This window comes from Streptomyces sp. YJ-C3 (assembly GCF_053891275.1).
The window spans coordinates 727421-753477 of the sequence record NZ_CM132685.1; the positions used below are offsets into that span (position 1 = coordinate 727421).

Annotated in this window: 22 protein-coding genes, 1 tRNA gene and 1 riboswitch; of the genes, 20 read left to right on the top strand and 3 right to left on the bottom strand. The window is 71.2% G+C overall.

Features of this window, described 5'->3' with window-relative positions; all coding sequences use genetic code 11:
- Positions 1-59: 59 nt before the first annotated feature.
- From ACVHNB_RS03245 to ACVHNB_RS03320, 16 genes are all read left to right on the top strand, one after another.
- Complete coding sequence (locus ACVHNB_RS03245) at positions 60-2138, top strand: N-6 DNA methylase (protein ID WP_456227376.1); 2079 nt, start codon at positions 60-62, stop codon at positions 2136-2138.
- A gap of 142 nt (positions 2139-2280) precedes the next feature.
- Positions 2281-2856 (top strand): hypothetical protein, encoded by a 576-nt coding sequence (locus tag ACVHNB_RS03250; protein WP_428952940.1) that lies wholly within the window; start codon positions 2281-2283, stop codon positions 2854-2856.
- Positions 2857-2939: 83 nt separating this feature from the next.
- Positions 2940-4397, top strand: coding sequence for a protein kinase domain-containing protein (locus ACVHNB_RS03255; RefSeq protein ID WP_456228831.1), 1458 nt, complete (start codon positions 2940-2942; stop codon positions 4395-4397).
- Positions 4398-4589: 192 nt separating this feature from the next.
- On the top strand, positions 4590-5324 hold the full coding sequence (locus tag ACVHNB_RS03260) for a hypothetical protein (protein WP_456227377.1): 735 nt from the start codon (positions 4590-4592) through the stop codon (positions 5322-5324).
- 127 nt (positions 5325-5451) lie between these two features.
- Positions 5452-6294 (top strand): glycoside hydrolase domain-containing protein, encoded by an 843-nt coding sequence (locus tag ACVHNB_RS03265; RefSeq protein WP_456227378.1) that lies wholly within the window; start codon positions 5452-5454, stop codon positions 6292-6294.
- A 136-nt stretch (positions 6295-6430) separates the two neighbouring features.
- On the top strand, positions 6431-7108 hold the full coding sequence (locus tag ACVHNB_RS03270; RefSeq protein ID WP_428952936.1) for a SurA N-terminal domain-containing protein: 678 nt from the start codon (positions 6431-6433) through the stop codon (positions 7106-7108).
- Positions 7109-7146: 38 nt separating this feature from the next.
- Positions 7147-8181 carry a nucleoside triphosphate pyrophosphohydrolase gene (locus tag ACVHNB_RS03275; protein WP_456227379.1) on the top strand — a complete coding sequence of 345 codons (1035 nt, stop codon included), beginning with the start codon at positions 7147-7149 and terminating at the stop codon, positions 8179-8181.
- A 96-nt stretch (positions 8182-8277) separates the two neighbouring features.
- Positions 8278-9504, top strand: coding sequence for a cytochrome P450 family protein (locus ACVHNB_RS03280; protein WP_428957583.1), 1227 nt, complete (start codon positions 8278-8280; stop codon positions 9502-9504).
- A gap of 161 nt (positions 9505-9665) precedes the next feature.
- On the top strand, positions 9666-10655 hold the full coding sequence (locus tag ACVHNB_RS03285; RefSeq protein ID WP_428952934.1) for a transglycosylase family protein: 990 nt from the start codon (positions 9666-9668) through the stop codon (positions 10653-10655).
- A 181-nt stretch (positions 10656-10836) separates the two neighbouring features.
- A riboswitch (cyclic di-AMP (ydaO/yuaA leader) is annotated at positions 10837-10993 on the top strand.
- 4 nt (positions 10994-10997) lie between these two features.
- The gene (locus ACVHNB_RS03290; protein ID WP_428952933.1) at positions 10998-11690 is read left to right on the top strand and encodes a transglycosylase family protein; all 693 of its coding nucleotides are present in this window, start codon (positions 10998-11000) and stop codon (positions 11688-11690) included.
- A 368-nt stretch (positions 11691-12058) separates the two neighbouring features.
- Positions 12059-13345, top strand: coding sequence for a phosphopyruvate hydratase (gene eno / locus ACVHNB_RS03295; RefSeq protein WP_164559084.1), 1287 nt, complete (start codon positions 12059-12061; stop codon positions 13343-13345).
- 129 nt (positions 13346-13474) lie between these two features.
- On the top strand, positions 13475-13972 hold the full coding sequence (locus ACVHNB_RS03300) for an FtsB family cell division protein (protein ID WP_428952932.1): 498 nt from the start codon (positions 13475-13477) through the stop codon (positions 13970-13972).
- Positions 13973-14034: 62 nt separating this feature from the next.
- Positions 14035-14568, top strand: coding sequence for a DUF501 domain-containing protein (locus ACVHNB_RS03305; protein ID WP_428952931.1), 534 nt, complete (start codon positions 14035-14037; stop codon positions 14566-14568).
- A complete protein-coding gene (locus ACVHNB_RS03310; RefSeq protein ID WP_428952930.1) occupies positions 14565-15509 on the top strand; it encodes a Ppx/GppA phosphatase family protein in 945 nt (314 codons plus the stop codon). Before ACVHNB_RS03305 ends, ACVHNB_RS03310 begins: the two co-directional genes overlap by 4 nt.
- A 442-nt stretch (positions 15510-15951) precedes the next feature.
- On the top strand, positions 15952-17352 hold the full coding sequence (locus ACVHNB_RS03315; RefSeq protein ID WP_428952929.1) for an NAD(P)/FAD-dependent oxidoreductase: 1401 nt from the start codon (positions 15952-15954) through the stop codon (positions 17350-17352).
- Between the two features lie 201 nt (positions 17353-17553).
- Positions 17554-18852 (top strand): class I SAM-dependent methyltransferase, encoded by a 1299-nt coding sequence (locus ACVHNB_RS03320; RefSeq protein WP_428952928.1) that lies wholly within the window; start codon positions 17554-17556, stop codon positions 18850-18852.
- Positions 18853-18923: 71 nt separating this feature from the next.
- On the opposite strand, the gene ACVHNB_RS03325 is transcribed toward ACVHNB_RS03320, so the two are convergent.
- Positions 18924-21455: an ABC transporter permease gene (locus ACVHNB_RS03325; protein ID WP_456227380.1), complete on the bottom strand. Its 2532-nt coding sequence runs from the start codon at positions 21453-21455 to the stop codon at positions 18924-18926.
- A 145-nt stretch (positions 21456-21600) separates the two neighbouring features.
- Entirely contained in the window at positions 21601-22371 is a 771-nt protein-coding gene (locus ACVHNB_RS03330; RefSeq protein ID WP_428952926.1) for an ABC transporter ATP-binding protein, read from the bottom strand.
- A gap of 376 nt (positions 22372-22747) precedes the next feature.
- On the opposite strand from ACVHNB_RS03330, the gene ACVHNB_RS03335 reads away from it, so the two are divergent.
- The 3 genes from ACVHNB_RS03335 (at position 22748) to ACVHNB_RS03345 (ending at position 25266) form a co-directional block, all read left to right on the top strand.
- Positions 22748-22830 (top strand) — tRNA-Leu (locus tag ACVHNB_RS03335).
- Positions 22831-23060: 230 nt separating this feature from the next.
- Entirely contained in the window at positions 23061-24236 is a 1176-nt protein-coding gene (locus ACVHNB_RS03340; protein WP_428952925.1) for a 4-hydroxybenzoate 3-monooxygenase, read from the top strand.
- Positions 24237-24369: 133 nt separating this feature from the next.
- A complete protein-coding gene (locus ACVHNB_RS03345; RefSeq protein ID WP_428952924.1) occupies positions 24370-25266 on the top strand; it encodes a Bax inhibitor-1/YccA family protein in 897 nt (298 codons plus the stop codon).
- A gap of 81 nt (positions 25267-25347) precedes the next feature.
- Here ACVHNB_RS03345 and ACVHNB_RS03350 read toward each other — a convergent pair whose 3' ends face one another.
- Positions 25348-25578, bottom strand: coding sequence for a DUF4287 domain-containing protein (locus tag ACVHNB_RS03350; RefSeq protein WP_365566309.1), 231 nt, complete (start codon positions 25576-25578; stop codon positions 25348-25350).
- Positions 25579-25665: 87 nt separating this feature from the next.
- Between ACVHNB_RS03350 and ACVHNB_RS03355 the strand changes: the two genes are divergently transcribed.
- Complete coding sequence (locus tag ACVHNB_RS03355; protein WP_428952923.1) at positions 25666-25977, top strand: hypothetical protein; 312 nt, start codon at positions 25666-25668, stop codon at positions 25975-25977.
- Positions 25978-26057: the final 80 nt, after the last annotated feature.

Below are 26057 nucleotides of genomic sequence, written 5' to 3' on the forward strand. Positions count from 1 at the left end.
TTATGCGGAAGTCGCTAAGGTCGGGCGTACACACCAATGCCACGAGGGGAGCCGACGCGGTGCAGGACAACGCGACAGAGGTGACGGCGGCCGGGATCGCCCGGCTCGCCGGGGTGGGCCGGGCCGCGGTCAGCAACTGGCGGCGGCGGCACGCCGACTTCCCCAAGCCCGTCGGCGGCACCGAGACCAGCCCCTCCTTCGCCCTCGCCGAGGTCGAGGACTGGCTGCGCGCCCAGGGCAAGCTCGCCGAGGTCCCGCTGCGCGAGCGCGTGTGGCAGCAGCTCGCCGGGCACCCGGCGGGCCCGGTCACCGCGCTGCTGCACGCCGGGAGCGCCCTGCTGCTCGTGCACGACCGGCCCACCGAATGGCTCGCGCTCACCGCGACCGACGACGACCACGCCCTCGCCGAGCGGCTGCCCGCCGCACTCGAAGGCGTCCTCACCCCGCGCTTCGGACACGCCACCGAGCGAGCCCTCGCCACCCCGGCGTCCACCGACCTGCTGCCGTCCGTGCCGCTGCTGCGCGCGGCCGCCGACCTCGCCGCCGAGCTGGGCGCGCGCGGCACCTTCACGTTCCTCCTCGGCCGCCAGCTCGACGCGAACCCGCGCCAGTACACGCTGACCCCGTCGGGCCCCGCGGAACTGATGGCCGCGCTCGCCGGACCCGCCGGCACGGCGCTCGACCCGGCCTGCGGCACCGGCGCCCTGCTGCACGCCGTGCGCGCCCTCGACGTCCGCCCCGGACAGCGCCTCTACGGCCAGGACGCCGCCGCCGAGCTCGCCGCACTGACCGCGCTGCGCCTGGCCCTCGACGGGCAGGACGAGCAGAGCTCCGCGCCCGCCGTCCGCACCGCCGCCGCCGACACCCTGCGCGGCGACACCCTCGGCGACGTACGGGCCGACGTGGTCCTCGCCCACCCGCCGTTCAACGAGCGCGGCTGGGGCCACGACGAGCTGGCCTACGACCCGCGCTGGGAGTACGGCTTCCCGGCCCGCACCGAGTCCGAACTGGCCTGGGTGCAGCACGCGTTGGCCCGCCTCAAGGACGGCGGGACCGCCGTGCTCCTGATGCCGCCCGCCGTCGCCTCCCGCCGCTCGGGCCGCCGCATCCGCGCCGACCTGCTGCGCCGCGGCGCCCTGCGCGCGGTGATCGCCCTGCCCGCGGGAGCCGTCCCGCCGAACAACATCCCGCTGCACCTGTGGGTCCTGCGCCGGCCGGCCGCCGCCGTCCCCGCGGCACCCGAGCTGCTGCTCGTCGACACCACGGGCACCGCGTCCGGCGACGTACGGGAGAAGCAGGCCTGGGCCGCCGTGCAGGAGGCCGTGCTCGACGCCTGGCGCACCTTCGACCGCGCCGGTTCGCTGGCGGAGCGCCCCGGGCTCGCCCGCTCCGTGCCGGTCATCGAGCTGCTCGACGACGAGGTCGACCTCGCGCCCGCCCGCCGGCTGCCGCCCCCGGTCGCCGCGGGCGGCGCCGGCGAGCTGACCGCCGTGCGCGAGCGGCTCGCCGACACCCTGCGCCTGACCACGAAGCTCGCCCCGAAGGACGCGCCCGCGGCCGCGTCCCCCGCACGCTGGCCGCAGACCACGGTCGGCGAACTCGCGCGCGCGGGCGCCCTCACCCTGCGCACCGCCGCCACGGCCGGCGGCGTCGGCGGGCACGCGCGCGTGCCCGCGCTCACCGACCACGACGTGCTCACCGGCACCGCGCCCTCCGGCACCTACACCGGAGACGACGAACCCGTCCTCCTGGCGGCCGGGGACGTCGTCGTGCCGGTCGTCGGCGGCGGCGCCACCGCCCGCGTCGTCGACGAGGCCACCGCGGGCGCCGCCCTCGGCCGGGGCCTCGCCCTGCTGCGGCCCGACCCGGCCGCGCTCGACCCCTGGTTCCTCGCCGGGTTCCTGCGCGGCACCGCCAACAACCGGCAGGCCAGCAGCTACGCCTCCACCGCGACCCGGCTCGACGTGCGGCGCCTCCAGCTGCCGCGCCTGCCCCTGGCCGAACAGGCCGGATACGGCGCGCGGTTCAGGTCGCTGGCCGCCTTCGAGGACGCGCTGCGACTGGCCGGCCGACTCGGAGAGCAGCTCGTCCAGGGACTTCACGACGGTCTGACGGACGGCACCGTCGCGCCGGAATGAGAACCGGAGCCCGCGGCCCCGGAATCGCTACGGCAACGGTTCGGCACAACCGATGCCCGTGGCCCGAATCGGCCTATACGCTCGAAGGAACCAGGACGGCACCGTCGTACGTCCCACACAGTCCGAGCGACCAGGAGCAGACATGTACGGGCCCGGCGCGGCGCCGCCCTCGCGCAATGAGGGCACGGTCATCACCCTGAGGGTGCTGTTCCCCGCGCTGTCCGTGCTCAGTTGCGGTCTGCTGGCGTGCGTCCCGCTGTTCCGGGTCGCCGTGCTGCGCGGCAAGCCACTGGACTGGGTGGCCGCGTGGATCGCGCTGCCCGTCACCCTCACCCTGCTCGCCATCGTGGGTTCGCTCCCTGAGGACGACCACCGCACGGACGTGGCGCTCGCCCTGGTCCTGATCATCGCCGCGGCCAGCGCCGCGCACTTCCTCGTGTTCGACATACGCCGACCGCGGCCGGCGCCCGTGGCCCCGGCCCCCTACCCGCCGACGGCCCCCACGGTCGGCTACGGATACCCGCCGGTGCAGCCCCGGCCCTACGCGCAGCAGGCGCCCACCGCACCGACCCAGGCCCCGGGCCCGGCACCCACGCCCACCCCGCCGCCCGCTGCGCAGAACCAGAACCAGGGCCAGCCCCCGCAGCGCATCGACCAGGTCCGCGCCGAGCTGGACGAACTGAGCGACTACCTGCGCAAGCAGGACGGCGGCCGGTGACCGCACAGCCCTCCCGCGCGGCGAGCGTCGGCCGCATCGTCGCCGAGCGGTACGAACTGTCCACACTCATCGGCCAGGGCGGCATGGGCCAGGTCTGGACGGCCTACGACCAGCGCCTGGACCGCCGCGTCGCCGTGAAACTGCTGCGCCCCGACCGCGTCGCCGGAGCCGAGGCCGACGAGCTGCGCCGCCGCTTCCTGCGCGAGTGCCGGGTCACCGCACAGGTCGACCACCCCGGCCTGGTCACCGTGCACGACGCGGGCAGCGACGGGGACGAGCTGTACCTCGTCATGCAGTACATCGACGGCTCCGACCTCGCCGACCACCTCGCCGAGCACGACCCGTACCCGTGGCCGTGGGCCGTCTCGGTCGCCGCCCAGCTGTGCGCCGTGCTCTCCGCCGTGCACGCGGTGCCGATCGTGCACCGGGACCTCAAGCCGCGCAACGTCATGGTCAAGAAGGACGGCACCGTCACCGTCCTCGACCTCGGCGTCGCCTCCGTCCTCGACACCGACACCACGCGCCTCACCCACACCGGTTCGCCCATCGGCACGCCCGCCTACATGGCACCCGAGCAGGCCATGGGCGGCGCGGTCGGCCCGTACACCGACCTGTACGCGCTCGGCGTGCTGCTGCACGAACTGCTCAGCGGCGACGTCCCGTTCGCCGGCACCACCGCCCTCGGCATCCTCCACCGCCACCTGTACGAGGCGCCGGTGCCGGTGCGTCAGCTGCGCCCCGAGGTACCGGAGGCGCTGCAGCACCTCGTCCTGCGCCTGCTCGCCAAGGACCCGCAGCACCGCCCGGCCTCCGCCCAGCAGACGTACGAGGAACTGCTCCCGCTGCTGCCCGCGCGCGGCGTGCCCACCGGCCATCCGCTGGACCCCACCCGCCCGTTCCTGCGCCCGCACGCCCCCTGGCCCGACCGGGCCCGCACGCCCGCGCCGCAGCCCGCCGGGTCCGACCTGCAGGGCGAGCGCCCGGACGTCGCGCGCGCCGTCGACGAGGTCAAGCGCCTGCTCGGCGAGGGCCGCATCACGCAGGCCGTCGACATCCTCGGCGCGATCCTGCCCGCCGCGGCCGCCCAGCACGGCGAGCACTCACCCGTCGTGCGCACGCTGCGCAAGCAGTACGCGGCCACGCTCATGGACGACGGCCAGTACCGCCGCGCCCTGCCCGAGCTGCGCCGCCTCGCCGACGAGCGCGCCGCCGAGGCCGGCCACGCCGACCCGCAGTCGCTCCAGTTCCGCTACGAGTCCGCCCAGTGCCTGGAAGCCCTCGGCGAACCGGCCGCGGCACTCGCCGAGTACCGCTCCCTGCTGCCGTACTACGAGAACCAGTACGCGACCACGGACCTGCGGCTCGCCCTCGAAGTGCGCCGCCGCATCGGCCAGTTGCTGCTCGCCGTCGGAGACCGGGGCGCCGCCCACGAGACCCTGGTCCGGCTGCTGCACGACTCCGAGCGGCTGCACGGGCCCGGGCATCCGTTCCCGGCGGAGGTCCGCCGCACGCTCCAGTGGCTCGGCCAGGTCCGCGGCTGACCCCGCGCCCGACCGGCAAAGATCGGGTCAACGCCCGCCCAAAACCCGCTTCCTGGCTGGCCCGCACCGCCGTGACCAGGCAAGATCAGCTCGCTTGCTGTGCGCTTCCCCCACCGGCGTGCCCGTGCCCTGCCCTTCCCCCCATCAGGGTCTGCAGCGACTTCACGTACGCCGATCAAGGAACGTCCCCTCATGCGCCTCACCACCCGTGCCGCGGGCCTGCTCGCCGTGGCCGCCGCCCTCCCGCTCGCGCTCACGGCCTGCTCCTCCTCCGACAGGTCCGACGGGTCCGGCACGGCCGGTTCGTCCGGCGGCGCCACCGCGTCGGCCGCCGCCAAGAGCCCCGCACCGCTCACCGGGGCCCGGTTGAAGAAGGCGCTGGCGCCCGCGTCGTTCTTCGGCGCCGGCTACGCCGTCGATCCGTCCGGCGCCCGCGACACCGGCACCGACTACCAGGAGCCGAGCAGCGACCCGGCCGCCCTCGCCAAGCCCGACTGCACGAAGTTCGGCGGCACCAGCTGGCTCGCGATCACCGGCGACGAGGGCGTCTCCTTCGCGCAGAACGACTACGTGAACAGCGCGACGACCACGGACATCGCCCAGCAGATCGACACCTTCCGCGGCACCGGCGCCCGGACCGTGCTCACGCACCTGCGCAAGGCGGCCGAGGCCTGCCCGACGTACCGGGACGCCGACACGAAGTCGACGGTGAAGGTCACCGGCACCGCGACGGCCGCCCTCGGCGACGCCGCGTACACCCTCACCCTCACCGACCCCACATGGGAGAACGGCACCACGCTGATCGCCGTCCGCGTGGGCCCGTCCGTGATCAGCGTCATGTCGACGGACGGAAAGGACAACGGGGCCGCCACGGCCGGGAAGCTGGCGGCGAAGATCTCCGACGCGGTCTCCGCGGCGCAGCACTGACACGACGTTCAGCACCGGGCCGTCCGCACCGGCCGGCCCGGTCGAGGCAACAGCCGCAGCAAGAACCGACGCAACAGCCGCAGCAAGAACCGACGCAACAGTCCGAGCAACAGGGGTGGGGAACAGCATGTCCAGAGCGGGATCCGGCAGTCACCGGCTCTCCAAGCGCAACCGCTACGTCGCGTGGGGCGTCGCGGGCGCCGTCGTCGCGGCGGGGGCCGCGTTCGCCGCGACCAGCGCCTCCGCGGCGACGACGTGGCCCGCGCAGAAGACGTTCACCGGCCGCGCCTTCGACACCTGCACCGCGCCGTCCGTCGCCGCGATGAAGGCCTGGCACACCGGCTTCTACGGAGCCGCCGCCGTCTACATAGGCGGCAAGAACCGCGGCTGCGCGCAGCCCAACCTGACCAGGTCCTGGGTGACCTCGGTCAACTCCCAGGGCTGGAAGCTGATCCCCCTCTACGTAGGCGCCCAGCCGCCCTGCCAGACCGGCACCCGCAACGAGAAGATGACGACGTCGAACGCCGCGTCCCTCGGCGCGGCCGACGGCAAGGACGCCGTGGCCAAGGCCTCCGCGCTCGGCATGAAGGCGGGCAGCGCGCTCTACCTGGACATGGAGCCGTACGACATCAAGAACGCGTCCTGCAACAAGGCCGTGCTCACCTACGTACGCGCCTTCGACAAGGCGCTGCGCGCCAAGACGTACCGCGCGGGCTACTACGGCTTCAGCAGCTCCAGCGCCGCGGCGATCGCCACCGAGAAGGACCGCACCGACCTGCCGGGCAACCTCTGGTACGCCAAGTGGGACAAGGTCAACACGACGACCTCCGACTGGCCCTGGCCGAAGTCCCTCTACACGGACCACAGCCGCGCCCACCAGTACATGGTCAACAGCAAGGAGACGCGCGGCGGTTACACGATCACCGTGGACCGCAACGCCTGGGACGCCCCGGTCGCCCTCGTCGGCTGACCCGGGCGGGGCGGAGCGAGTACCTCAACTCGCGGCGAATCGTTGTCGAATAGGTGGCCGAGCCTGCGGCCACCTCCTACCATCGATCATCGGACTTTGTGCACCGACGCACAAACTCGCCGCAGGGAGGCTCACCTTGCACCGCCGCAACAGCAGCCGTCGCCGTACCGCGCTCGTCCTGTCCGCCGCCGCCATCGCCGCGGTCCCCGCTCTCACCGCCTGCGGTGGCGACGCGCACCCCGGCGCCGCCGCCGTCGTGGGCGGCCAGCGCATCACGGTCTCCCAGCTGGAGAGCCGGGTGAACGAGGTGCGGGACGCCCAGCAGGCCGTCACCACCGACAGCGAGTACGAGCAGGCCATCGCCAAGACCGGCGGCCTCACGCGCAACACGCTGCACACGATGGTCTTCGACCGGGTGCTGCACCGCGCCGCCACCGACCAGGGCATCACCGTCACCCGCAAGGAGATGCAGGACATGCGGGCCGGCCTGGAACAACAGGCGGGCGGCGCCAAGCAGTTGGAGACCGCCTGGCTGGCGCGGTACAGCGTGCCGCCGAAGCGGCTGACGGAGAGCCTGCGCACCGAGATCGAGGCGCAGAAGCTGGCGACCGCGCTCGGCGCCGACACGCAGACGCAGGAGGGCCAGGCCGTGTTCTGGAAGGCCCTCGGCGCGGCGTCCAAGGAGCTGCGCGTCGATCTGAACCCGCGCTACGGCGCCTGGAAGGTGACCCCCACCAGCCGCCTCGTGGAGGCCGAGACGCCCTGGCTCAAGCAGATCACCAAGGAGCCCGCCGAGACCCAGCAGACGGCCTAGGGGAGGGGGACGGTCGCGGCCTGCGTTACGTTCGAGTGGTGAAGGATCGAGAGGTGCACGGCACCACCAGCGACACCACCGGCGCGGCAGGCCGCATCGTCCTGCTCACCACCAGCCACCGGGTCGCCCCCGGACTGCTGTCCTGGCAGGCGTGGGCGGCCCTGCGCGGCGCCGACGCGGTGCTGTGCGCCGACGCCGCGCACCCCCAGCTCCCCTACCTCGAGGAGGCGGGGGTCGAGGTCACCGTCGCGGCGGCGCCGCTCACGGCCCGCGATCTCGTCGACCGCTGCGCCGACGGCGGCCGCACCGTCGTCGTCCTGGCCACCGCCGAGGGCGACCGCCGGCTCACGGACGGCCTCGCGACGCTGGCCGGCTCGGGCCGCGAGCAGATGCCGTCCCTCGAACTGCTCCCCGGCTCGTACGACCTGCCGGGCGCCCGCCTCCTCGACCTCGTCCAGGTCATGGACCGCATCCGCCGCGAGTGCCCCTGGTCCTCGCTGCGCACGCACGAGGACCTGGCGAAGTACGCGATCGAGGAGGCGTACGAGCTGGTGGAGGCCATCGAGACGGGGAACAGGGACGAACTGCGCGAGGAGCTCGGCGACGTGCTCCTCCAGGTCGTCTTCCACGCACGCATCGCCGAGGAGTCGGCCGGCGAGGCCGGCGAGGCCGACGAGGACACCGCGCCGTTCTCGATCGACGACGTGGCGGGCGGCATCGTCACCAAGCTCATCCACCGCCACCCGCACGTCTTCGGCGACGACACCGCGTCCACGCCGGAGGAGGTCAAGGAGCACTGGCTGCGCACGAAGGCCGAGGAGAAGCAGCGGGCCTCGGTCACGGACGGCGTCCCGGTCGGCCAGCCCGGCCTGGCCCTGGCCGCGAAGCTCGGCTCGCGCGTGCGCACGGCGGGGCTCGACGTACCGGTGCCGACGGGATCCGGTGTGGGGTACGAACTGCTGGCGCTCGCCCTGCGGGCGGAGGCGGACGGGGTGGACCCGGAGGCGGCGCTCAGGGCAGTGGCCCGGGTGTACCGGGACGCGGTGCGGGCGGCCGAGGGCCTGGCGGGGTAGCCGGCGCAGCGCCCCTGGCGGGGCGGATACCGTCGGGGAGTGACCGAAAGCCCCGCCCCGCACGACGCACCCGCCCCGCACGACGCACCCGCCGCGATGCCCGAACTCTTCACCTGGGAGTTCGCGAGCGACCCGTACCCCGCCTACGCCTGGCTGCGCGAGCACGCCCCCGTGCACCGCACCACCCTGCCCAGCGGCGTCGAGGCCTGGCTGGTCACCCGGTACGCGGATGCCCGGCAGGCCCTCGCCGACCAGCGGCTCAGCAAGAACCCGGACCATCACGACGGGTCGTCGCACGCCAAGGGCAAGACCGGCATCCCGGGCGAGCGCAAGGCCGATCTGATGACGCACCTGCTCAACATCGACCCGCCGGACCACACCCGGCTGCGCCGCCTCGTCTCGAAGGCGTTCACCCCGCGTACGGTGGCCGAATTCGCGCCCCGGGTGCAGGAGTTGACCGACGACCTGATCGACCGGTTCGCGGCGAAGGGCGAGGCGGACCTGATCCACGACTTCGCCTTCCCGCTCCCCATCTACGCCATCTGCGACCTGCTGGGCGTTCCGCGCGAGGACCAGGACGACTTCCGGGACTGGGCGGGCATGATGATCCGGCACGGGGGAGGGCCGCGCGGCGGCGTCGCCCGTTCCGTGAAGAAGATGCGCGGCTATCTCGCCGAGCTGATCCACCGCAAGCGCCACGACCCCGGCGACGATCTGATCTCCGGCCTGATCCGCGCCTCCGACCACGGCGAGCACCTCACCGAGAACGAGGCCGCGGCGATGGCCTTCATCCTGCTCTTCGCCGGCTTCGAGACGACGGTCAACCTCATCGGGAACGGCACGTACGCCCTGCTCACCCACCCTGAGCAGCGCGCGCGGCTGCAGCGGGCGCTGGCCGAGGGCGACACCGGGCTGCTGGCGACCGGCGTCGAGGAACTGCTGCGCTTCGACGGCCCGGTCGAGCTGGCGACCTGGCGGTTCGCGACCGAACCCCTCACCATCGGCGGCCAGGACATCGCCACCGGGGACCCGGTCCTCGTCGTGCTCGCCGCCGCCGACCGCGACCCGGCGCGCTTCGCCGCACCCGACACCCTCGACCTCGCGCGCCGCGACAACCAGCACCTCGGCTACGGCCACGGCATCCACTACTGCCTCGGCGCCCCCCTCGCGCGCCTGGAGGGACAGACCGCGCTCGCCACCTTGCTGACGCGCCTTCCGGACCTGCGACTTGCCCAGGATCCGGCCGATCTGCGGTGGCGCGGCGGTCTCATCATGCGTGGACTGCGCACGCTGCCGGTGGAGTTCACGCCCCACCAGAACTGACGAGCCGTCACATCTGTGACTTTCACGTGATCTGCGCTGCATCGACTTGTGACAAGCGTTCGAGTCCCGCTACGTTCACCAGTCATCGCGACACGTGCACATCCTGCACTCCCGCATCACCCGTCGCGTGCAGCAGCATCAGTCTCGCGAAAGGGAACCGCATGCTCTCCGGGAACGGTCGTCACCGTCGCCCCCGTCAGGCACCCGCTCTCGTTGTCGCCGCCGGTGTCACCGGCAGCGCCATCGCGATCCCGCTGCTCGCCGCGACCAACGCGAGCGCCGCCTCCACCAGCACGTGGGACAAGCTCGCCGAGTGCGAGTCCGGCGGCCAGTGGAGCCTGGACGCGGGCAACGGGTACTACGGCGGACTGCAGTTCTCGCAGGAGATGTGGGAGCAGTACGGCGGTCTCGACTACGCCGCGCGCGCCGACGAGGCCAGCAGATCCCAGCAGATAGCCGTCGCCGAGAAAGCGCTCGACGACCGCGGGCCGAGCGCCTGGCCGAGCTGCTCGATCGTGGCCGGTCTCACCAAGAGCGACGACTCGGCCGATGTCGACCCGGGCGCGAGCGCCTCCCCGTCGGACGACTCCTCGGACGGCTCCTCGGACTCCGCCGACGACTCCGCCACGGATTCGGGAGACAAGAATCACGACGGGTCCGGCACATCGGACACCCCGTCAGCCGACGCGACGGGCGATACCTCCGGTAACACGTCGAGCGACGACCCGAGCGACACGGCAAGCGACAAGTCGGACAAGTCGGGGCAGTCCGCCGACGATTCCGGCACCGACCCCAGCGCCGACGCCTCCGGCTCGGCGGCCGATCAGGAGCCCTCGGACGCGGCCACCCCGTCCGCCCCGGCCTCGGACGACGCCTCCGCCGGCGGCCGTCACCGCGGCGACCGCGCCACGGACGACACCTCCGACTCCCGTACGGGAGAAGGCCGTCACGCCTCCCGCGAGGAGCGGCGCGACGAAGGGACGTACACGGTCCGCTCCGGCGACAACCTGTGGGACATCGCCGACGCCCATGACGTCGACGGCGGGTGGGATGCGCTCTACGACCTGAACAAGAAGACGGTCGGCTCCGACCCCGACCTCATCCTTCCTGGTCAGAGTCTGGATCTTGGCCTCGAATCGGGCGAAAAGTAGCGGGAGTTCAGGGCTGGTTGGGGCGCGTATGTCCACTTTTGCGCGAGTGAGACATGAGTCTCAAAGACCCTGATCGTCTTTGAAATCGGGCGGATCCACTGCTTAACGTCGTCACCGCTCGCCACTGCGGGCCCCGACGGACGTCACGCCGAATCCTGCCAACGTCCGTACGGGAACAGTCGACGCGTCAGCGCCGTAGGCAGGAGCGGGGGACCCAGGTAAGTGCCGTTCAGGGAGACCGAGACGGCTTGGGGTTAAGCCGCGCACAAGGATGCGCGGCCGGGCACTCACTGGCCCGAACCCGACAGCTCACCTCGTAGGCGTCGGTGAGGGGATCTCTCCATGCTGCTTTCCAGCAAGGGCAAGCACCGCCGCCCGTCCAAGGCCGTCCGTGTCGCCACGCTCGCCGGCGTCGCCGGTGCCGCTGTCGCCGTCCCGCTGATGGGCGCCACCTCCGCCTCCGCCGCCTCCACCTCCGAGTGGGACCAGGTCGCGCAGTGCGAGTCCGGTGGCAACTGGTCCATCAACACGGGCAACGGCTACTACGGCGGCCTCCAGTTCTCGTCCTCGACCTGGGCCGCGTACGGCGGCACCGCCTACGCCTCCTCCGCCGACCAGGCCTCCAAGGCCCAGCAGATATCGGTCGCCGAGAAGGTCCTCGCCGCGCAGGGCAAGGGTGCCTGGCCGAGCTGTGGTGTGGGCCTGTCCGGCGCCTCCACCTCGAACTCCGCCCCGGCTCCCGAGCAGCCGAAGCAGCAGCAGGCTCAGCCGCAGCAGCGCTCCGAGTCCTCCACGACCACCCGCTCCGAGCAGCGCCAGGCGCCGCAGCAGCAGGAGTCGAAGAAGACCGTCACGACCCCGACCGGCAAGAAGGTCAAGAAGGGCGACGGCGAGTACAAGGTGAAGCACGGCGACACCCTCAGCAAGATCGCCGAGGCGCACGGCACCACCTGGCAGAAGGTGTTCAAGCTCAACAAGGACATCGTCACCGACGCCGACCTGATCTACCCGGGTCAGCAGCTGCACCTGAAGTAAGCCGCACGTATAGAGGGGAGCCTCGGCATCGGCGGACGCCGAGCTCTTTCGACCCGTCCCCATGTAACGGGCCGCTCGCATCGGCGCCCCATCCCGGCATCCGGGGTGGGGCGCCTTGCTGTCCGCCGACTGCGGCACCGTCGCGGCTGCCCGCGGCCCGCACCCGGCGCTCGGCCCGGACACGGCGGACGGGATTCCGTCACCCGCACGCCACCACCCCGTTTTGTTCCAGTTGGGAACATTTCGCTAACGGCGTTGTCCACGAGACGGGCGGTCGGCTGGCCGATGCCCCGGAGCCGGTTAGGCTCATGGGTGCGGGAATGCGTTACCGAGGCAGCCCGCCCAGTTGCGTCACATCCCAGAAGGAGATGCTCGTGCCGTCCATCGACGTCGTCGTAGCCCGGGAAATCCTGGACTCCCGAGGCAACCCCACGGTCGAGGTCGAGGTCGGCCTCGACGACGGCAGCACGGGTCGTGCTGCCGTTCCGTCCGGTGCCTCCACCGGTGCCTTCGAGGCCATCGAACTCCGTGACGGTGACCCCAACCGTTACCAGGGCAAGGGTGTCGAGAAGGCCGTCCTCGCCGTCATCGAGCAGATCGGCCCGGAGCTCGTCGGCTACGACGCCACCGAGCAGCGCCTGATCGACCAGGCGATGTTCGACCTGGACGCCACGGACAACAAGGGCTCCCTCGGCGCCAACGCCATCCTCGGCGTCTCGCTCGCCGTGGCCCACGCCGCCTCCGAGGCCAGCGACCTGCCGCTCTTCCGCTACCTCGGCGGTCCGAACGCGCACCTGCTGCCCGTCCCGATGATGAACATCCTGAACGGTGGGTCGCACGCCGACTCCAACGTCGACATCCAGGAGTTCATGATCGCCCCGATCGGCGCGGAGTCCTTCTCCGAGGCGCTGCGCTGGGGCACCGAGGTCTACCACACCCTCAAGAAGGTCCTGAAGGCCAAGGGCCTGTCCACCGGCCTCGGCGACGAGGGCGGCTTCGCCCCGAACCTGGAGTCGAACCGCGCCGCCCTCGACCTCATCCTCGAGGCCATCAAGGAGGCCGGCTACATCCCCGGCCAGCAGGTCGCGCTCGCGCTGGACGTCGCCGCCTCCGAGTTCTACAAGGACGGCAAGTACCAGTTCGAGGGCAAGGAGCGCTCGGCGGCCGAGATGACCGAGTACTACGAGGAGCTCGTCTCCGCGTACCCGCTCGTCTCCATCGAGGACCCGCTGTACGAGGACGACTGGGCCGGCTGGAACGTCATCACCGAGAAGCTGGGCGACAAGGTCCAGCTCGTCGGCGACGACCTCTTCGTCACCAACCCGGAGCGCCTGGCCCGCGGCATCGAGGAGAACTCGGCGAACGCCCTCCTCGTCAAGGTCAACCAGATCGGCTCGCTGACCGAGACCCTGGACGCCGTCGAGCTGGCCCAGCGCAACGGCTTCAAGTGCATGATGTCGCACCGCTCCGGCGAGACCGAGGACGTCACCATCGCCGACCTGGCCGTCGCCACCAACTGCGGCCAGATCAAGACCGGCGCCCCGGCCCGCTCCGAGCGTGTCGCCAAGTACAACCAGCTCCTTCGCATCGAGGAGATCCTGGACGACGCGGCGGTCTACGCCGGTCGCAGCGCATTTCCCCGCTTCAAGGGCTGACCGGCCCCGACGCCTGCTGAGGCAGTAGTTCCGTACGTCCCCGCACTCGGTCCCGTACCGTGTGCGGGGACGTACGCACGTAGACGGGTGCCGCCAGGTGCCGCAGGCAGACGGGGAGGCCCAGAGGCGATGCCGGGAAAGCTCCGAAGCAGGGGCCGCGACGACGCCGCCCGCTTCTCCACGGCCACCCGCCTGCGCCTGCTCGGCGAGCAGACCGCGGAGCGCGTCTACCGCTCGCAGAACAAGCGCCAGGCCCGCCGCTCCCGCCTCACCGGCCGCGCGGCCCTGCTCGCCCTCGTCGTCTGCACCCTCGTGGTCGCGCTCGCGTACCCGATAAGGCAGTACGTCTCCCAGCGCGGCGAGATCGCGGACCTGCAGCGCCAGCAGCAGGAGGCCAGGGACCGGGTCGACAGGCTGCGTGACGAGAAGGCCCGCTGGCAGGACGACACGTACGCCGAGCAGCGCATCCGCGAACGGCTGCACATGGTGATGCCGGGCGAGACCGGGTACGTGGTGCCCGATCCGCGCTCCACCGAGTCGAGCCGCGCCGAGCAGGGCGAGGCCGACCGCCCCTGGTACTCGAACGTCTGGGACGGCGTCGACAAGGCCGACCGGGCGGACGGCTGAGCCGCCGCCCCGCCGCACCCCCTCCACTGATCCACGTACACGAAAGACACTCAGAGACAGCCATGGAAACGCCCCCGCCGCAGACCGCGCCCACCGCGCCCACGGACGCCGACATCCACGCGTTCCAGGAACAGCTCGGCCGCCCGCCGCGCGGCCTGCGCGCCATCGCGCACCGCTGCCCCTGCGGCAACCCGGACGTGGTCGAGACGGCCCCGCGCCTGGAGGACGGCACGCCGTTCCCGACGACGTACTACCTGACGTGCCCGCGCGCGGCCTCGGCCATCGGCACGCTGGAGGCCAACGGCGTCATGAAGGAGATGACGGAGCGCCTGCAGACGGACCCCGAGCTGGCCCAGCAGTACCGGGCGGCCCACGAGGACTACATCGCGCGCCGTGACGCCATCGAGGTCCTGGAGAACTTCCCGAGCGCCGGCGGCATGCCCGACCGCGTGAAGTGCCTGCACGTCCTCGTGGCCCACTCCCTGGCCGCGGGGCCCGGTGTGAACCCGCTGGGCGACGAGGCGATCGAGATGCTGCCCGAGTGGTGGAAGAAGGGCGCGTGCGTGAGCGCGAAGCCCGCCGAGGAGGCCGTGTGACCAGGGTCGCCGCGATCGACTGCGGTACGAACTCCATCCGCCTCCTCGTCGCCGACGCGAACCCGCAGACCGGCGAACTCGTCGACCTGGACCGCCGGATGACGATCGTCCGGCTCGGCCAGGGCGTCGACCGGACGGGCCGCCTCGCCCCCGAGGCGCTGGAGCGCACGTTCGCGGCGTGCCGCGAGTACGCCGCCGTGATCAAGGAGCACGGGGCCGAGAAGGTCCGCTTCGTGGCGACCTCGGCGTCCCGCGACGCCGAGAACCGCGACGAGTTCGTGCGGGGCGTCCTGGACATCCTGGGCGTCGAGCCCGAGGTGATCACGGGCGACCAGGAGGCCGAGTTCTCCTTCACGGGCGCGACGAAGGAGCTCACCGGCCGCGCCGACCTGGACAAGCCGTACCTGGTCGTCGACATCGGCGGCGGCTCGACCGAGTTCGTGGTCGGCGACGACACCGTGGGCTCGGCCCTCTCCGTGGACGTCGGCTGCGTCCGCATGACCGAGCGTCACCTGGTCGACGACGAGGGCCGGGTCACCGACCCGCCGACCCCGGCCCAGATCGAGGCGATCCGCGAGGACATCGCCGAGGCCCTCGACAAGGTCACGCAGACCGTCCCGATCCGCTCCGCCCGCACCCTGGTCGGCCTGGCCGGCTCGGTGACGACGGTGGCGGCCCTGGCCCTCGGCCTGAGCGCGTACGACTCCACGGCGATCCACCACTCCCGGATCCCGTTCGAGAAGGTCGCCGAGCTCACCGACTGGCTGCTGACCTCCACCCACGACCAGCGCGCCCTGAAGCCGGTCATCCACCCCGGCCGCGTCGACGTCATCGCCTCCGGCGCCCTCGTCCTGCGACTGATCATGGAGTGGATCGGTGCCCGCGAGGTGGTCGTCAGCGAGCACGACATCCTCGACGGCATCGCCTGGTCGATCGCCTGAGGCGGAATCCGCGGAGCCGAGGGCCTCGAAACGAGCTCGCCTGAGCGTGTACGGTGCCGCCTGAGCACGGTCGAGACCGGTTCCGACACGCCCCGGCGACACTCCGTCGGGAAAGTTCGTGAAGTTCTTCACAAGGAATTCGGTCCCGTTGGACGCGGTTTTGGGGCCTTGGGCCCGTTCGGGGCCGTCCATGGGCCCTACCGGAAGGGATCCGTGGGGTTCCGCGCGTGTTACGCGGGGGTGAAATCCGGGAGTGGTCCAGTGCTTCCGAAGGCTCACTGTGGCTGCTCAAGAGGGGTGAGCAACGACTGGCGGTGCACCGTGGTTCCCCGCGTCGACCATGACTTGGGTCACGTGGGCGGCGAAGTGTAGCAGAGGCCCCACCCGTCCTTGTGAAGGGGCGCACGAGCGACCCCCTCCACTCGGGTGGATACTCGATGGCATGAGCACCACGGAGCGTCCCAGGATCCTCATTGTCGGGGGTGGGTACGTAGGCCTGTACGCGGCGCGACGCATCCTGAAGAAGATGCGTTACGCGGAAGCGACCGTCACGGTCGTCGACCCGCGCTCGTACATGACGTACCAGCCCTTCCTCCCCGAGACCGCCGCCGGCAGCATCTCGCCGCGCAACGTCGTCGTCCCGCTGCGACGCGCTGTGCCGGGAGCCGAGATTCTCACCGGCCGCGTCACCACCATCGACCAGGACCGCAAGGTCGCCACGGTCGCCCCGCTCGTCGGCGAGGCGTACGAGGTGCCCTTCGACTACCTGGTGATCGCGCTCGGCGCGGTCTCCCGCACCTTCCCGACGCCGGGCCTCGCCGAGGTCGGCATCGGTATGAAGGGTGTCGAGGAGGCCATCGGCCTGCGCAACCACGTGCTCGAGCAGCTCGACAAGGCCGAGTCCACGACGGACGAGGAGATCCGCCGCAAGGCGCTCACCTTCGTCTTCGTCGGCGGTGGCTTCGCGGGCGCCGAGACGATCGGCGAGGTCGAGGACCTGGCGCGCGACGCGGCCAAGTTCTACAAGAACGTGAAGCGCGAGGACATGCGCTTCATCCTGGTCGACGCCGCCGACAAGGTGCTGCCCGAGGTGGGCCCGGAGCTCGGCGTCTACGGCCGCAAGCACCTGGAGTCCCGCGGTATCGAGGTCTACCTCAGTACCACGATGCCCTCCTGCGTCGACGGTCACGTCGTGCTCAGCAACGGCCTCGAGGCCGACTCCAACACCATCGTGTGGACCGCCGGCGTCAAGCCGAACCCGGCGCTCGCCCGCTTCGGTCTCCCGCTCGGCCCCCGCGGCCACGTGGACACCAGCGAGAAGCTCCAGGTCCAGGGCACCGACTACATCTGGGCCGCGGGCGACAACGCCCAGGTCCCGGACCTGGTCGGCCGTGCCAACGGCAACCCGAACGCCTGGTGCCCGCCGAACGCCCAGCACGCGATGCGCCAGGCCAAGGTCCTCGGCGACAACGTGGTCTCCGGCATGCGGGGCTTCCCGCAGGGCGACTACAAGCACGCCAACAAGGGTGCGGTCGCCGGTCTCGGCCTGCACAAGGGCGTCGCGATGATCGTCATGGGCAAGATGAAGATCAAGCTCAAGGGCCGTCTCGCCTGGTACATGCACCGCGGTTACCACGGTCTGGCCATGCCGACCTACAACCGCAAGATCCGGGTGATCGCCGAGTGGACGATCAACATGTTCCAGAAGCGCGACATCACCGCGCTCGGCGCCCTGGAGACTCCGCGCGAGGAGTTCTACGAGGCCGCCAAGCCGGCTCCGGCGCCCAAGCCGGCCGCGGAGAAGACCGAGGAGAAGGTCGAGGAGAAGGCCAAGGCCTCCTGACCTCGCGGTAGTTCTGTCCCCGAAGGGGTCGCCCGCCATCCGTGGTGCGGGCGGCCCCTTCGGGTTTTTCCGCGCCAGATACATGGTGGCTACAAGTATTTTGCCTGTTCGTGACGCAATAACGGGACTGCGGGACCGCCGTCTTGGTGTTTACGTGGTGTTGGACCGTTCCGGGATCCGCCTGTCACGGAGGTGTGCGCCATGCAGGACGCCGCACAGCGGCTGAAGAATCTCGCCGAGCAGCTGCTCGGCGCCGAGCTCCCGGTGCGGCTGCGCGCCTGGGACGGCTCGGAGGCCGGCCCCCCGGACGCCCCCGTGCTGGTCGTGCGGGGCCGCCGCGCCCTGCGCCGCCTGCTGTGGAAGCCGGGAGAGCTGGGCCTGGCCCGTGCCTGGGTGGCCGGGGACCTGGACGTCGAGGGCGACCTCTACGAGGTGCTGGACGCCATGGCCGGGCTGATCTGGGAGCGTGACGACGACGAGCGCAGGAGCCTCGTCGAGGCGCTCAGGGACCCCCGGGTGCGGGCCGGTGCCGCCGAGCTGGTGAAGCTCGCAGGACCGTTCCTGCCGCCGACCCCGCCCGTCGAGGAGATGCGCCGCAAGGGCCGCCTCCACCTGCACACCAAGGGCAGCGACAAACAGGCCATCAGCCACCACTACGACGTCGGCAACGACTTCTACGAGCTGGTCCTCGGCCCCTCGATGGTCTACTCGTGCGCGTACTGGGAGTCTCCCGGGGCCACGCTCGAATCCGCCCAGCGCGACAAGCTGGAGCTCATCTCCCGCAAGCTCGACCTCAGGCCCGGCATGCGCCTGCTCGACGTGGGCTGCGGCTGGGGCTCCATGGCCATCCACGCCGCCCGCGAGCACGGCGTGAGCGTCGTCGGGGTCACGCTCTCCCAGGAACAGGCCGCGTTCGCCAGGAAGCGCGTCGCGGACGAGGGGCTCACCGACCGCGTCGAGATCCGGGTGCAGGACTACCGCGACGTGCGCGACGGGCCGTACGACGCCATCTCCTCCATCGGCATGGCCGAGCACGTCGGCTCGGAGCGGTACCTGGAGTACGCGAGCGATCTGTACGCGTTGCTGAAGCCGGGCGGCCGGCTGCTCAACCACCAGATCGCGCGGCGGCCGCAGGAGGACGAATCGGCGTACCAGGTCGACGAGTTCATCGACGCCTACGTGTTCCCCGACGGGGAGCTCGCACCGGTCGGCACGACCACGAGCCTGCTGGAGCGGGCCGGATTCGAGGTGCGGGACATCGAGGCGATCCGCGAGCACTACGCGCTCACCCTGCGCCAGTGGGTCCGCAATCTCGAGGCCCGCTGGCCGGAGGCCCTGAGGCTGGTCAGCCCCGGCCGGGCCCGCATCTGGCGGCTCTACATGGCGGCCTCCGCGCTCAGCTTCGAGCGCAACCGCATCGGGGTCAACCAGATCCTCGCGGTGAAGACGCCGCAGGGCGGCGCGTCGGGCATGCCCCTGCGGGCGCGTACCTGGAACTGACGTCCACCCGCGCGTGGGGCGCACCGGCGGTCGTGCCGCCGGTGCGCCCCACGCGCGCAACCACCCTTGCGCTACTCGGCCTTGATCGCCGCGAGCATGTTCAGGCGGGCGGCGCGGCGGGCCGGCCACAGGGCCGCCAGGATGCCGACGACCGCGGCGAGCGCGAGGAAGACGCCCATCCGGCCCCAGGGCAGGATCAGTTCGTACGTCGACATGCTGTTGCCGATGAGCTGACCCGCGGCCCAGCCGAAGAACACGCCCAGGCCGATGCCGAGCACGCCGCCGAACAGCGAGATCACCAGGGACTCCAGGCGGACCATGCGCTTGATGCCCTTGCGGTCGATGCCGATCGCGCGGAGCATCCCGATCTCCTGCTGGCGCTCGAAGACGGACATCGCCAGGGTGTTGATGACGCCGAGCACGGCGACGATGACCGCCATGGCGAGCAGGCCGTAGAGCATGTTCAGCATCAGCGTGAACATCTGGGCGATCTCGTTCGAGATGTCCTGGCGGTCCTGGATCTTGATCGCCGGGTTCTCGCCGAGGGCCTTGGTGAGCTTGTCCTTGGTGGCGTCGGAGGTGTCGCCGGACGTCTTCAGCATGACCTGCATGTCGGAGGCGTCCTCGGTGAGGTGCGGGGCGAGGGTCGGGGTGTCGACCATGATGCCCCGGACGATCTCGTTGGCCCGGTAGACGCCCGCGACGGTCAGCCGCTGCTTCTTGCCGTCCTCCCAGGCGACGTCGAAGGTCGATCCGGCGGACCAGCGGTGGTCCTTCGCGGTCTTGTCGTCGACGACGACGTTCGTGCCGCCGACGTCGAACCGGCCCTTGTCGAGGGGGAGATCGACGAGATCGTTGATCTTCTTGCCGTTGACCCCGGTCAGGTACTCCGTCTGCCCGCCGATGCGGGCCGGGGAGTCGACCATGCCGCTGGTCGCGGTCACGCCGTCCGTCGTGTCGAGGGTCTTCAGGACGTCGGGGGAGAGCGCGCTCCCGTTCGCCATGGAGACGACGTAGTCCGCCTTGAGGGAGTCGGCCGCCATCTTGTCGATGGCCGACTGGACGCTGCCCGCGATCACCGTGAGCCCGGTGATCAGGGTCAGCCCGATCATCAGGGCCGAGGCGGTGGCCGCCGTACGGCGCGGATTGCGCACGGAGTTCAGGCGGGCCAGCTTGCCGGAGACGCCGAAGACGCGCAGCAGCGGGGCCGCGGCGGCGATCAGCGGGCGGGACAGCAGCGGCGTCAGGATGAAGATGCCGATGACGAGCAGCGCGGCACCGAGCCCCATCGGCATCTGGCCGTCGCTGCCGCTCATGGTCGTCGCGGCGAGCACGGCGGCGGCACCGGCGGCCGAGACGAGCGCGCCGAGCGTGTTGCGCAGGACCAGGGACTTGGCGGTCGGGGCGGCGTGCACCGCGTTCATCGCGGCGACCGGCGGGATCTTCGCGGCGCGGCGGCCCGGCAGCCAGGCGGCCAGCATCGTGATGAGGACGCCGACGACCAGCGCGGAGACGACCGTGCCGACGGAGACGACCAGCGGCCCGTCCGGGATGATCGCACCCGTCGAGTTCATGATCGACCGCATGCCCGCGCCGATCCCGATGCCGACGGCCAGACCGGTCACGGCGGCGACGGCGCCCACGAAGAACGCCTCGAGCAGCACGGAGCGGGTGACCTGGCGGCGGGAGGCGCCGACGGCGCGCATCAGGGCCAGTTCCTTGGTGCGCTGGGCGACCAGCATGGTGAAGGTGTTGGCGATGATGAAGATGCCGACGAAGAGCGAGATGCCGGCGAAGACCAGCAGCATCGTCTTCATGGAGCTCATCGACTCCGAGATCGTCCTGGCCTGGTCGTCGGCGAGCTGCTGACCGGTCTCGGTGTGCACGGCGGCGTCGCCGAGGGCCTTGTCGATGCCGGCCCGCAGCTGGTCCTCGCTGGTGCCCGCGGCGGCCGTCACGTCGATCTCGTCGTACGCGCGCGGCTTGTGGAACAGCGTCTGCGCGGTCTTCGTGTCGAACAGGGCGAGGGAGCCGCCTGCCGCGACGTTGCCGTCGTCGGTGGTGAAGATGCCGGTGACGGTCGGCGTGAGGACCGGCCCGTCGATCGACATCCGCACCTGGTCACCGATCTTGTACCCGGCGCGCTTCGCGGTCTCGGCGTCGAGGGCGACCTGGTTCTTCCCGTGCGGGGCCGCGCCCTCCTTGATCGGGTAGCGCGGGTCCTCGGTGCCCCAGTAGTTGCCGCCCTTGGTGGAGAAGCCGTTGCCGACGAGCTTGCCGTCCTGGTCGGCGACGGCGGCGTACCCGCTGACGACGCCGTACGCGGAGGCGGCGCCCGGCACGCTCCCCGCCTTCTTCAGGGTGGCGTCGGTCAGCTTCACCTCCTTGCTGACCTTGTCGCCCTCGGCGGCGGTGGCGCCGGGGGTGAGGGCCACGTCGACGTGGTCGAAGCCCTTGGAGGACGACTTCTCCAGGGCGGAGGAGATGGTGTTGGTGAAGACGAGGGTGCCGCTGACGAAGGCGACGCCGAGCATGACGGCGAGCACCGTCATGAGGAGGCGGGCCTTGTGCGCGAACACGTTGCGCAGGGCTGTTCGGAACATGGGTTTCTGCCAGTCCAGGGTTCGGCGGGGCTGTGCCCCAGGTGCCTAGGCGCCGTAGGGGCTCGTGGGTCGGTGGCCTGCGGGCCGTGTGTGGTTGCTCGCGCAGTTCCCCGCGCCCCTTACAGGGCGCTTCTGCGCGGGACGGTCAGCTCGTGCGGCCCTTGGCGTCGAAGCGCTTCATGCGGTCGAGGACCGAGTCCGCGGTCGGCGCGTGCACCTCGTCCACGAGGCGGCCGTCGGCCAGGAACACGACGCGGTCCGCGTAGGCCGCCGCCACCGGGTCGTGCGTGACCATGACGACGGTCTGGCCCAGTTCCCGTACGGAGTTGCGCAGGAAGCCGAGGACCTCGGCGCCGGAGCGCGAGTCCAGGTTTCCGGTGGGCTCGTCACCGAAGATGATGTCGGGCTTGGAGGCCAGGGCGCGGGCCACCGCCACGCGCTGCTGCTGGCCGCCGGAGAGCTGCGCGGGCCGGTGCGAGAGGCGGCCGGACAGGCCCACCATCTGGATCACGTTCTCCAGCCACTGCTTGTCGGGCTTGCGGCCCGCGATGTCCATGGGGAGCGTGATGTTCTCCAGAGCCGTCAGCGTCGGCAGCAGGTTGAACGCCTGGAAGATGAAGCCGATCTTGTCCCGGCGGAGCTTGGTGAGCTGCTTGTCCTTGAGGGAGCCCAGCTCCGTCTCGCCGATCCGGACCGAGCCGGAGGAGAAGGTGTCGAGGCCCGCGACGCAGTGCATCAGCGTCGACTTGCCCGAGCCGGACGGGCCCATGATCGCGGTGAACTCGGCCTGCCGGAACTCGATGGAGACGCGGTCGAGCGCGACCACCTGGGTCTCGCCCTGTCCGTAGACCTTCGAGAGATCCGTGGCGCGGGCGGCCGCGGTGGTGGTCCGGCCCGCGAGAGGGGTGGTGGTCACGGGAGGGTGCTCCTGTCGGGACGACTGCTGGGGACCGTCCCATCGTCTCCGCGGATCGGGCCCGTGAAGTCAGCCGCAGATCCCGTTCCGAGGGGCGACTCCGGTCGGACCGGGAGCGCCTGTGTCATACCTGGGGATGACACGGGACCCTGAGAGGGCGCCGCTCGGCCGGACGCGCGACGGCAGGTGAAATTCCGTCAATCCACGGGACCTGGCATGTGCCGATGGAAGGGCCTCCGGCAAGTGCGTATGGCTCCTGCTGTGTGCTGATGCACCCTCAGACGTCAATAAAATAAGACAACATCGTGCTGTTGTTCCGCTGATCGGGGGATGCCGCCGGATAGGCTCGGAGGGTCGAAGCGGAGCCCCACAGCCTGCCCGGATGGTGGAATGCAGACACGGCGAGCTTAAACCTCGCTGCCCTTCGCGGGCGTACCGGTTCAAGTCCGGTTCCGGGCACCTCCGATCCACTTCTTCGCCGCCGCATCCTCACTTCTCCCTCGCTTCCCTCGCTTCCCTGGCTTTCCTTCACTTCCCCGCGCCTGCCTCCTGGCGCCCGGGGCGTGCCGTGATGCCCGCGCACCCATTGACACCCGTGTGACAGCGGGCGAGGATCCGCAGGAGCCGCCTCAATGAACGAAAGTTCACCAGGCGAACGGGATGCACGCAATGACGCGAGAGGGATCCGTATGCGCACCACCGTCGGCATCATCGGAGCCGGCCCGGCAGGGCTGCTGCTGGCCAGACTGCTGGACAACGCCGGGATCGCCTCCGTCGTCCTGGAGAGCCGCGACCGGGCCTACGTCGAGCGCCGCCAGCGCGCCGGAATCCTGGAGCAGGGCACCGTCGACGTGCTGCGCGCCGCCGGCGTCGGCGCCCGCATGGACCGCGAGGGCCTGCCGCACGACGGCATCGAGCTGCGCTTCGACCGGCGCCGCCACCGGGTCGACTTCCCGGCCCTGACCGGCGGCCGGTCGGTCATGGTGTACGCGCAGACCGAGGTCTGCAAGGACCTCATCGCGGCCCGGCTCGCCGACGGCGGCCCGCTCCTGTTCGAGGCGGAGGCCCTCGCCGTGGAGGGCGCCACCACGGACAGCCCGCGCGTCCGCTTCCGCCACGAAGGCGTCGAGGACGTCCTGGAATGCGACTACGTGGTGGGCTGCGACGGCTTCTGGGGCGTGGCCCGGGCCGCGATACCCGAGGCGCTCTCGCGGACGTACGAGCGCACGTACCCCTTCGGCTGGCTCGGCATCCTCGCCGACGTCGCCCCCTCCCACGACGAGCTGGTCTACGCCCGCAGCGACCGCGGCTTCTGCCTGCTGTCCATGCGCTCCCCGTCCGTGACCCGCGCCTACCTCCAGGTCCCGGCCGGCACGGACGCCGACGACTGGAGCGACGAGGAGATCTGGGACGAGCTCGACCGCCGCCTGGAGGTCGACGACCCGGGCTGGCGGCTCGCGCGCGGGCCGGTCACGTCCAAGTCCGTCACGCCGATGCGCAGTTACGTCCACGAGCCGATGCGGCACGGCCGGCTCTTCCTCGCCGGGGACGCGGCGCACATCGTCCCGCCCACCGGAGCCAAGGGCCTCAACCTCGCCGTCGGCGACGTCGTCACCTTCGCCCGCGCCCTGACCGCCCGCCTCGACCAGGGCGACTCCGGGCCGCTCGACGCGTACTCCGCGACCTGCCTGCGGCGCGTGTGGCAGGCCGAGCGGTTCAGCTACGCCATGACGACCATGCTGCACCGCACGCCCGACGCGACCCCCTTCGACGACCGGATCCAGCTGGCCCGGCTCGACCGCGTGACCAGCTCCAAGGCCGCGGAGGCCGATCTCGCGGAGGCCTACACCGGCTTCCCTCTGTGAGCGGAACATCACGGGGCTCTCCTGCGTTCCTCGTAACAGGATGGGAAAGATCCTCCCTGAGCAGTAGGGTCGGATCTTTGCCAAGCCATTACTCTTGTGGCAAGGCCATACACGGTGGCCATGGAGGAGTGAAATGAGGAGCAGTAACCCGGTCTTCTCGCGACGGGGGTTCAGCCGCGACAACGGCTACGCGCAGTTCAACGCGCAGCAGCCGCAGGCCGGGAGCCCCGCCGTAGGGACGCAGGCCAATCCGTACGGCCAGGCCCCCGCCGGCAACCCGTACGCGCAGAATCCCTACGCCCAGCAGGATCTGCAGTACGGCGCTCCGCAGGCGCCCGCCACCACCGGCCGCATGACGATGGACGACGTCATCATGCGCACGGCCACCACGCTCGGCACGCTGATCGTCACCGCCGCCCTCGCCTGGGCGCTGCTGCCGGTCGACGCCGACAACCTGCCGAAGTCGTACGGCATCGCCATCGGCGCGGGCCTCGTCGCGATGGTCCTGGGCTTCGTCCAGGCCTTCAAGCGCAAGGCGTCCCCGCCGATCATCCTGGCGTACGCGGCGCTGGAAGGTGTCTTCCTCGGCGTCGTCTCCAATGTCGTCGACACCCACATCGCGGACGGCGCGGCCATGCAGGCCGTCATCGGCACGATGGCCGTCTTCGCCTCGGTCCTCATCGCCTACAAGGCGGGCTGGATCCGGGTCAACCGTCGCTTCTACGGCTTCGTGATGGCCGCCGCGATGGGCTTCATCCTGCTCATGGCCGTGAACCTGCTGTTCGCGGTGTTCGGCGGCGGTGACGGCCTCGGCTTCCGCAGCGGCGGCCTCGGCATCCTGTTCGGCGTCATCGGCATCCTGCTCGGCGCCTGCTTCCTGGCCCTCGACTTCAAGCAGGTCGAGGACGGCATCGCCTACGGCGCGCCGAAGGACGAGGCGTGGCTCGCCGCGTTCGGTCTGACCATGACGCTGGTCTGGATCTACCTGGAGTTCCTGCGGCTCATCGCGATCCTGCAGGGCAACGACTAGCGGATCGCCCGACAGACAGTCCTGGGCCCGCGCACCCCTCGGGGTGCGCGGGCCCTTGTCGTGTGCGGGGGAGTCGGGGCGTCAGCCGAACCGCCGTGCGGCGCGCCTCAAGTCGTACTCATGGATGATCGCCTTGGCGTGGCCGTACGCGAGGTCGTGCTCCCCGCGGAGCCAGCTGACCTTCTCTTCGAAGCGAAGGAAACAAGGGCCTTCTTCGACGGTGCGCAGCCAGTCGGAGACTTCACGACCGGTGCAGTGGGGGATGCGAGCCAGCAGATTGCGGTGGGTCTCCTCGGAGAAGACTTGGGACATCGGCGCCTCCGGAACGCTTCGACGTGGCCGGTCCTTCACGCCACCGTGCCTGAGCGCCGGGCCCTTGTAAACAGCTACAGTCGCCAGGTGCTTGATACGACGCCATTGACTGCCGCGGTGGATCAGTTCGCGGATCGGCTGCGGGCCGCGCCGCAGAGTCGGCTGCAGCGGGGAGCTGCCGCGGAGGCGCTGGCTCTGGCCAGGGAACTCTCGGCGCGGGCCCAGCGGTTGGAGGATCCGCGGGGGGCCGTGCGGGAGATGCCGGATGCGGGGATGTTCGCTGCGGCTGACCAAGTGACGGTCGCTGCGCGGGACTTGGCGGTCGTTCTTCCCTCGGCGGATGACCTGGCCCGGGCCGTCGATCTGGTCGAGGCGGCCATGAAGCGGGCCGGTGTCTGAACCAAGCCCCTCCGGTTCTTCGAGCCCCTCCGGCGATTGAGGAGCGGGGGCCGCGGCGGAGCCGTATATCGGCACAGCCC

What these genes read in the sequence shown, in the direction of transcription:
- ACVHNB_RS03250 (WP_428952940.1), top strand. Translation starts at nt 2,281, where the DNA reads ATGTACGGGCCCGGCGCGGCGCCGCCCTCGCGCAATGAGGGCACGGTC.
- ACVHNB_RS03255 (WP_456228831.1), top strand. Translation starts at nt 2,940, where the DNA reads ATGGGCCAGGTCTGGACGGCCTACGACCAGCGCCTGGACCGCCGCGTC.
- ACVHNB_RS03260 (WP_456227377.1), top strand. Translation starts at nt 4,590, where the DNA reads ATGCGCCTCACCACCCGTGCCGCGGGCCTGCTCGCCGTGGCCGCCGCC.
- ACVHNB_RS03265 (WP_456227378.1), top strand. Translation starts at nt 5,452, where the DNA reads ATGTCCAGAGCGGGATCCGGCAGTCACCGGCTCTCCAAGCGCAACCGC.
- ACVHNB_RS03280 (WP_428957583.1), top strand. Translation starts at nt 8,278, where the DNA reads ATGCCCGAACTCTTCACCTGGGAGTTCGCGAGCGACCCGTACCCCGCC.
- ACVHNB_RS03285 (WP_428952934.1), top strand. Translation starts at nt 9,666, where the DNA reads ATGCTCTCCGGGAACGGTCGTCACCGTCGCCCCCGTCAGGCACCCGCT.
- ACVHNB_RS03290 (WP_428952933.1), top strand. Translation starts at nt 10,998, where the DNA reads ATGCTGCTTTCCAGCAAGGGCAAGCACCGCCGCCCGTCCAAGGCCGTC.
- eno (WP_164559084.1), top strand. Translation starts at nt 12,059, where the DNA reads ATGCTCGTGCCGTCCATCGACGTCGTCGTAGCCCGGGAAATCCTGGAC.
- ACVHNB_RS03300 (WP_428952932.1), top strand. Translation starts at nt 13,475, where the DNA reads ATGCCGGGAAAGCTCCGAAGCAGGGGCCGCGACGACGCCGCCCGCTTC.
- ACVHNB_RS03305 (WP_428952931.1), top strand. Translation starts at nt 14,035, where the DNA reads ATGGAAACGCCCCCGCCGCAGACCGCGCCCACCGCGCCCACGGACGCC.
- ACVHNB_RS03315 (WP_428952929.1), top strand. Translation starts at nt 15,952, where the DNA reads ATGAGCACCACGGAGCGTCCCAGGATCCTCATTGTCGGGGGTGGGTAC.
- ACVHNB_RS03320 (WP_428952928.1), top strand. Translation starts at nt 17,554, where the DNA reads ATGCAGGACGCCGCACAGCGGCTGAAGAATCTCGCCGAGCAGCTGCTC.
- ACVHNB_RS03325 (WP_456227380.1), bottom strand. Translation starts at nt 21,455, where the DNA reads ATGTTCCGAACAGCCCTGCGCAACGTGTTCGCGCACAAGGCCCGCCTC.
- ACVHNB_RS03340 (WP_428952925.1), top strand. Translation starts at nt 23,061, where the DNA reads ATGCGCACCACCGTCGGCATCATCGGAGCCGGCCCGGCAGGGCTGCTG.
- ACVHNB_RS03345 (WP_428952924.1), top strand. Translation starts at nt 24,370, where the DNA reads ATGAGGAGCAGTAACCCGGTCTTCTCGCGACGGGGGTTCAGCCGCGAC.
- ACVHNB_RS03350 (WP_365566309.1), bottom strand. Translation starts at nt 25,578, where the DNA reads ATGTCCCAAGTCTTCTCCGAGGAGACCCACCGCAATCTGCTGGCTCGC.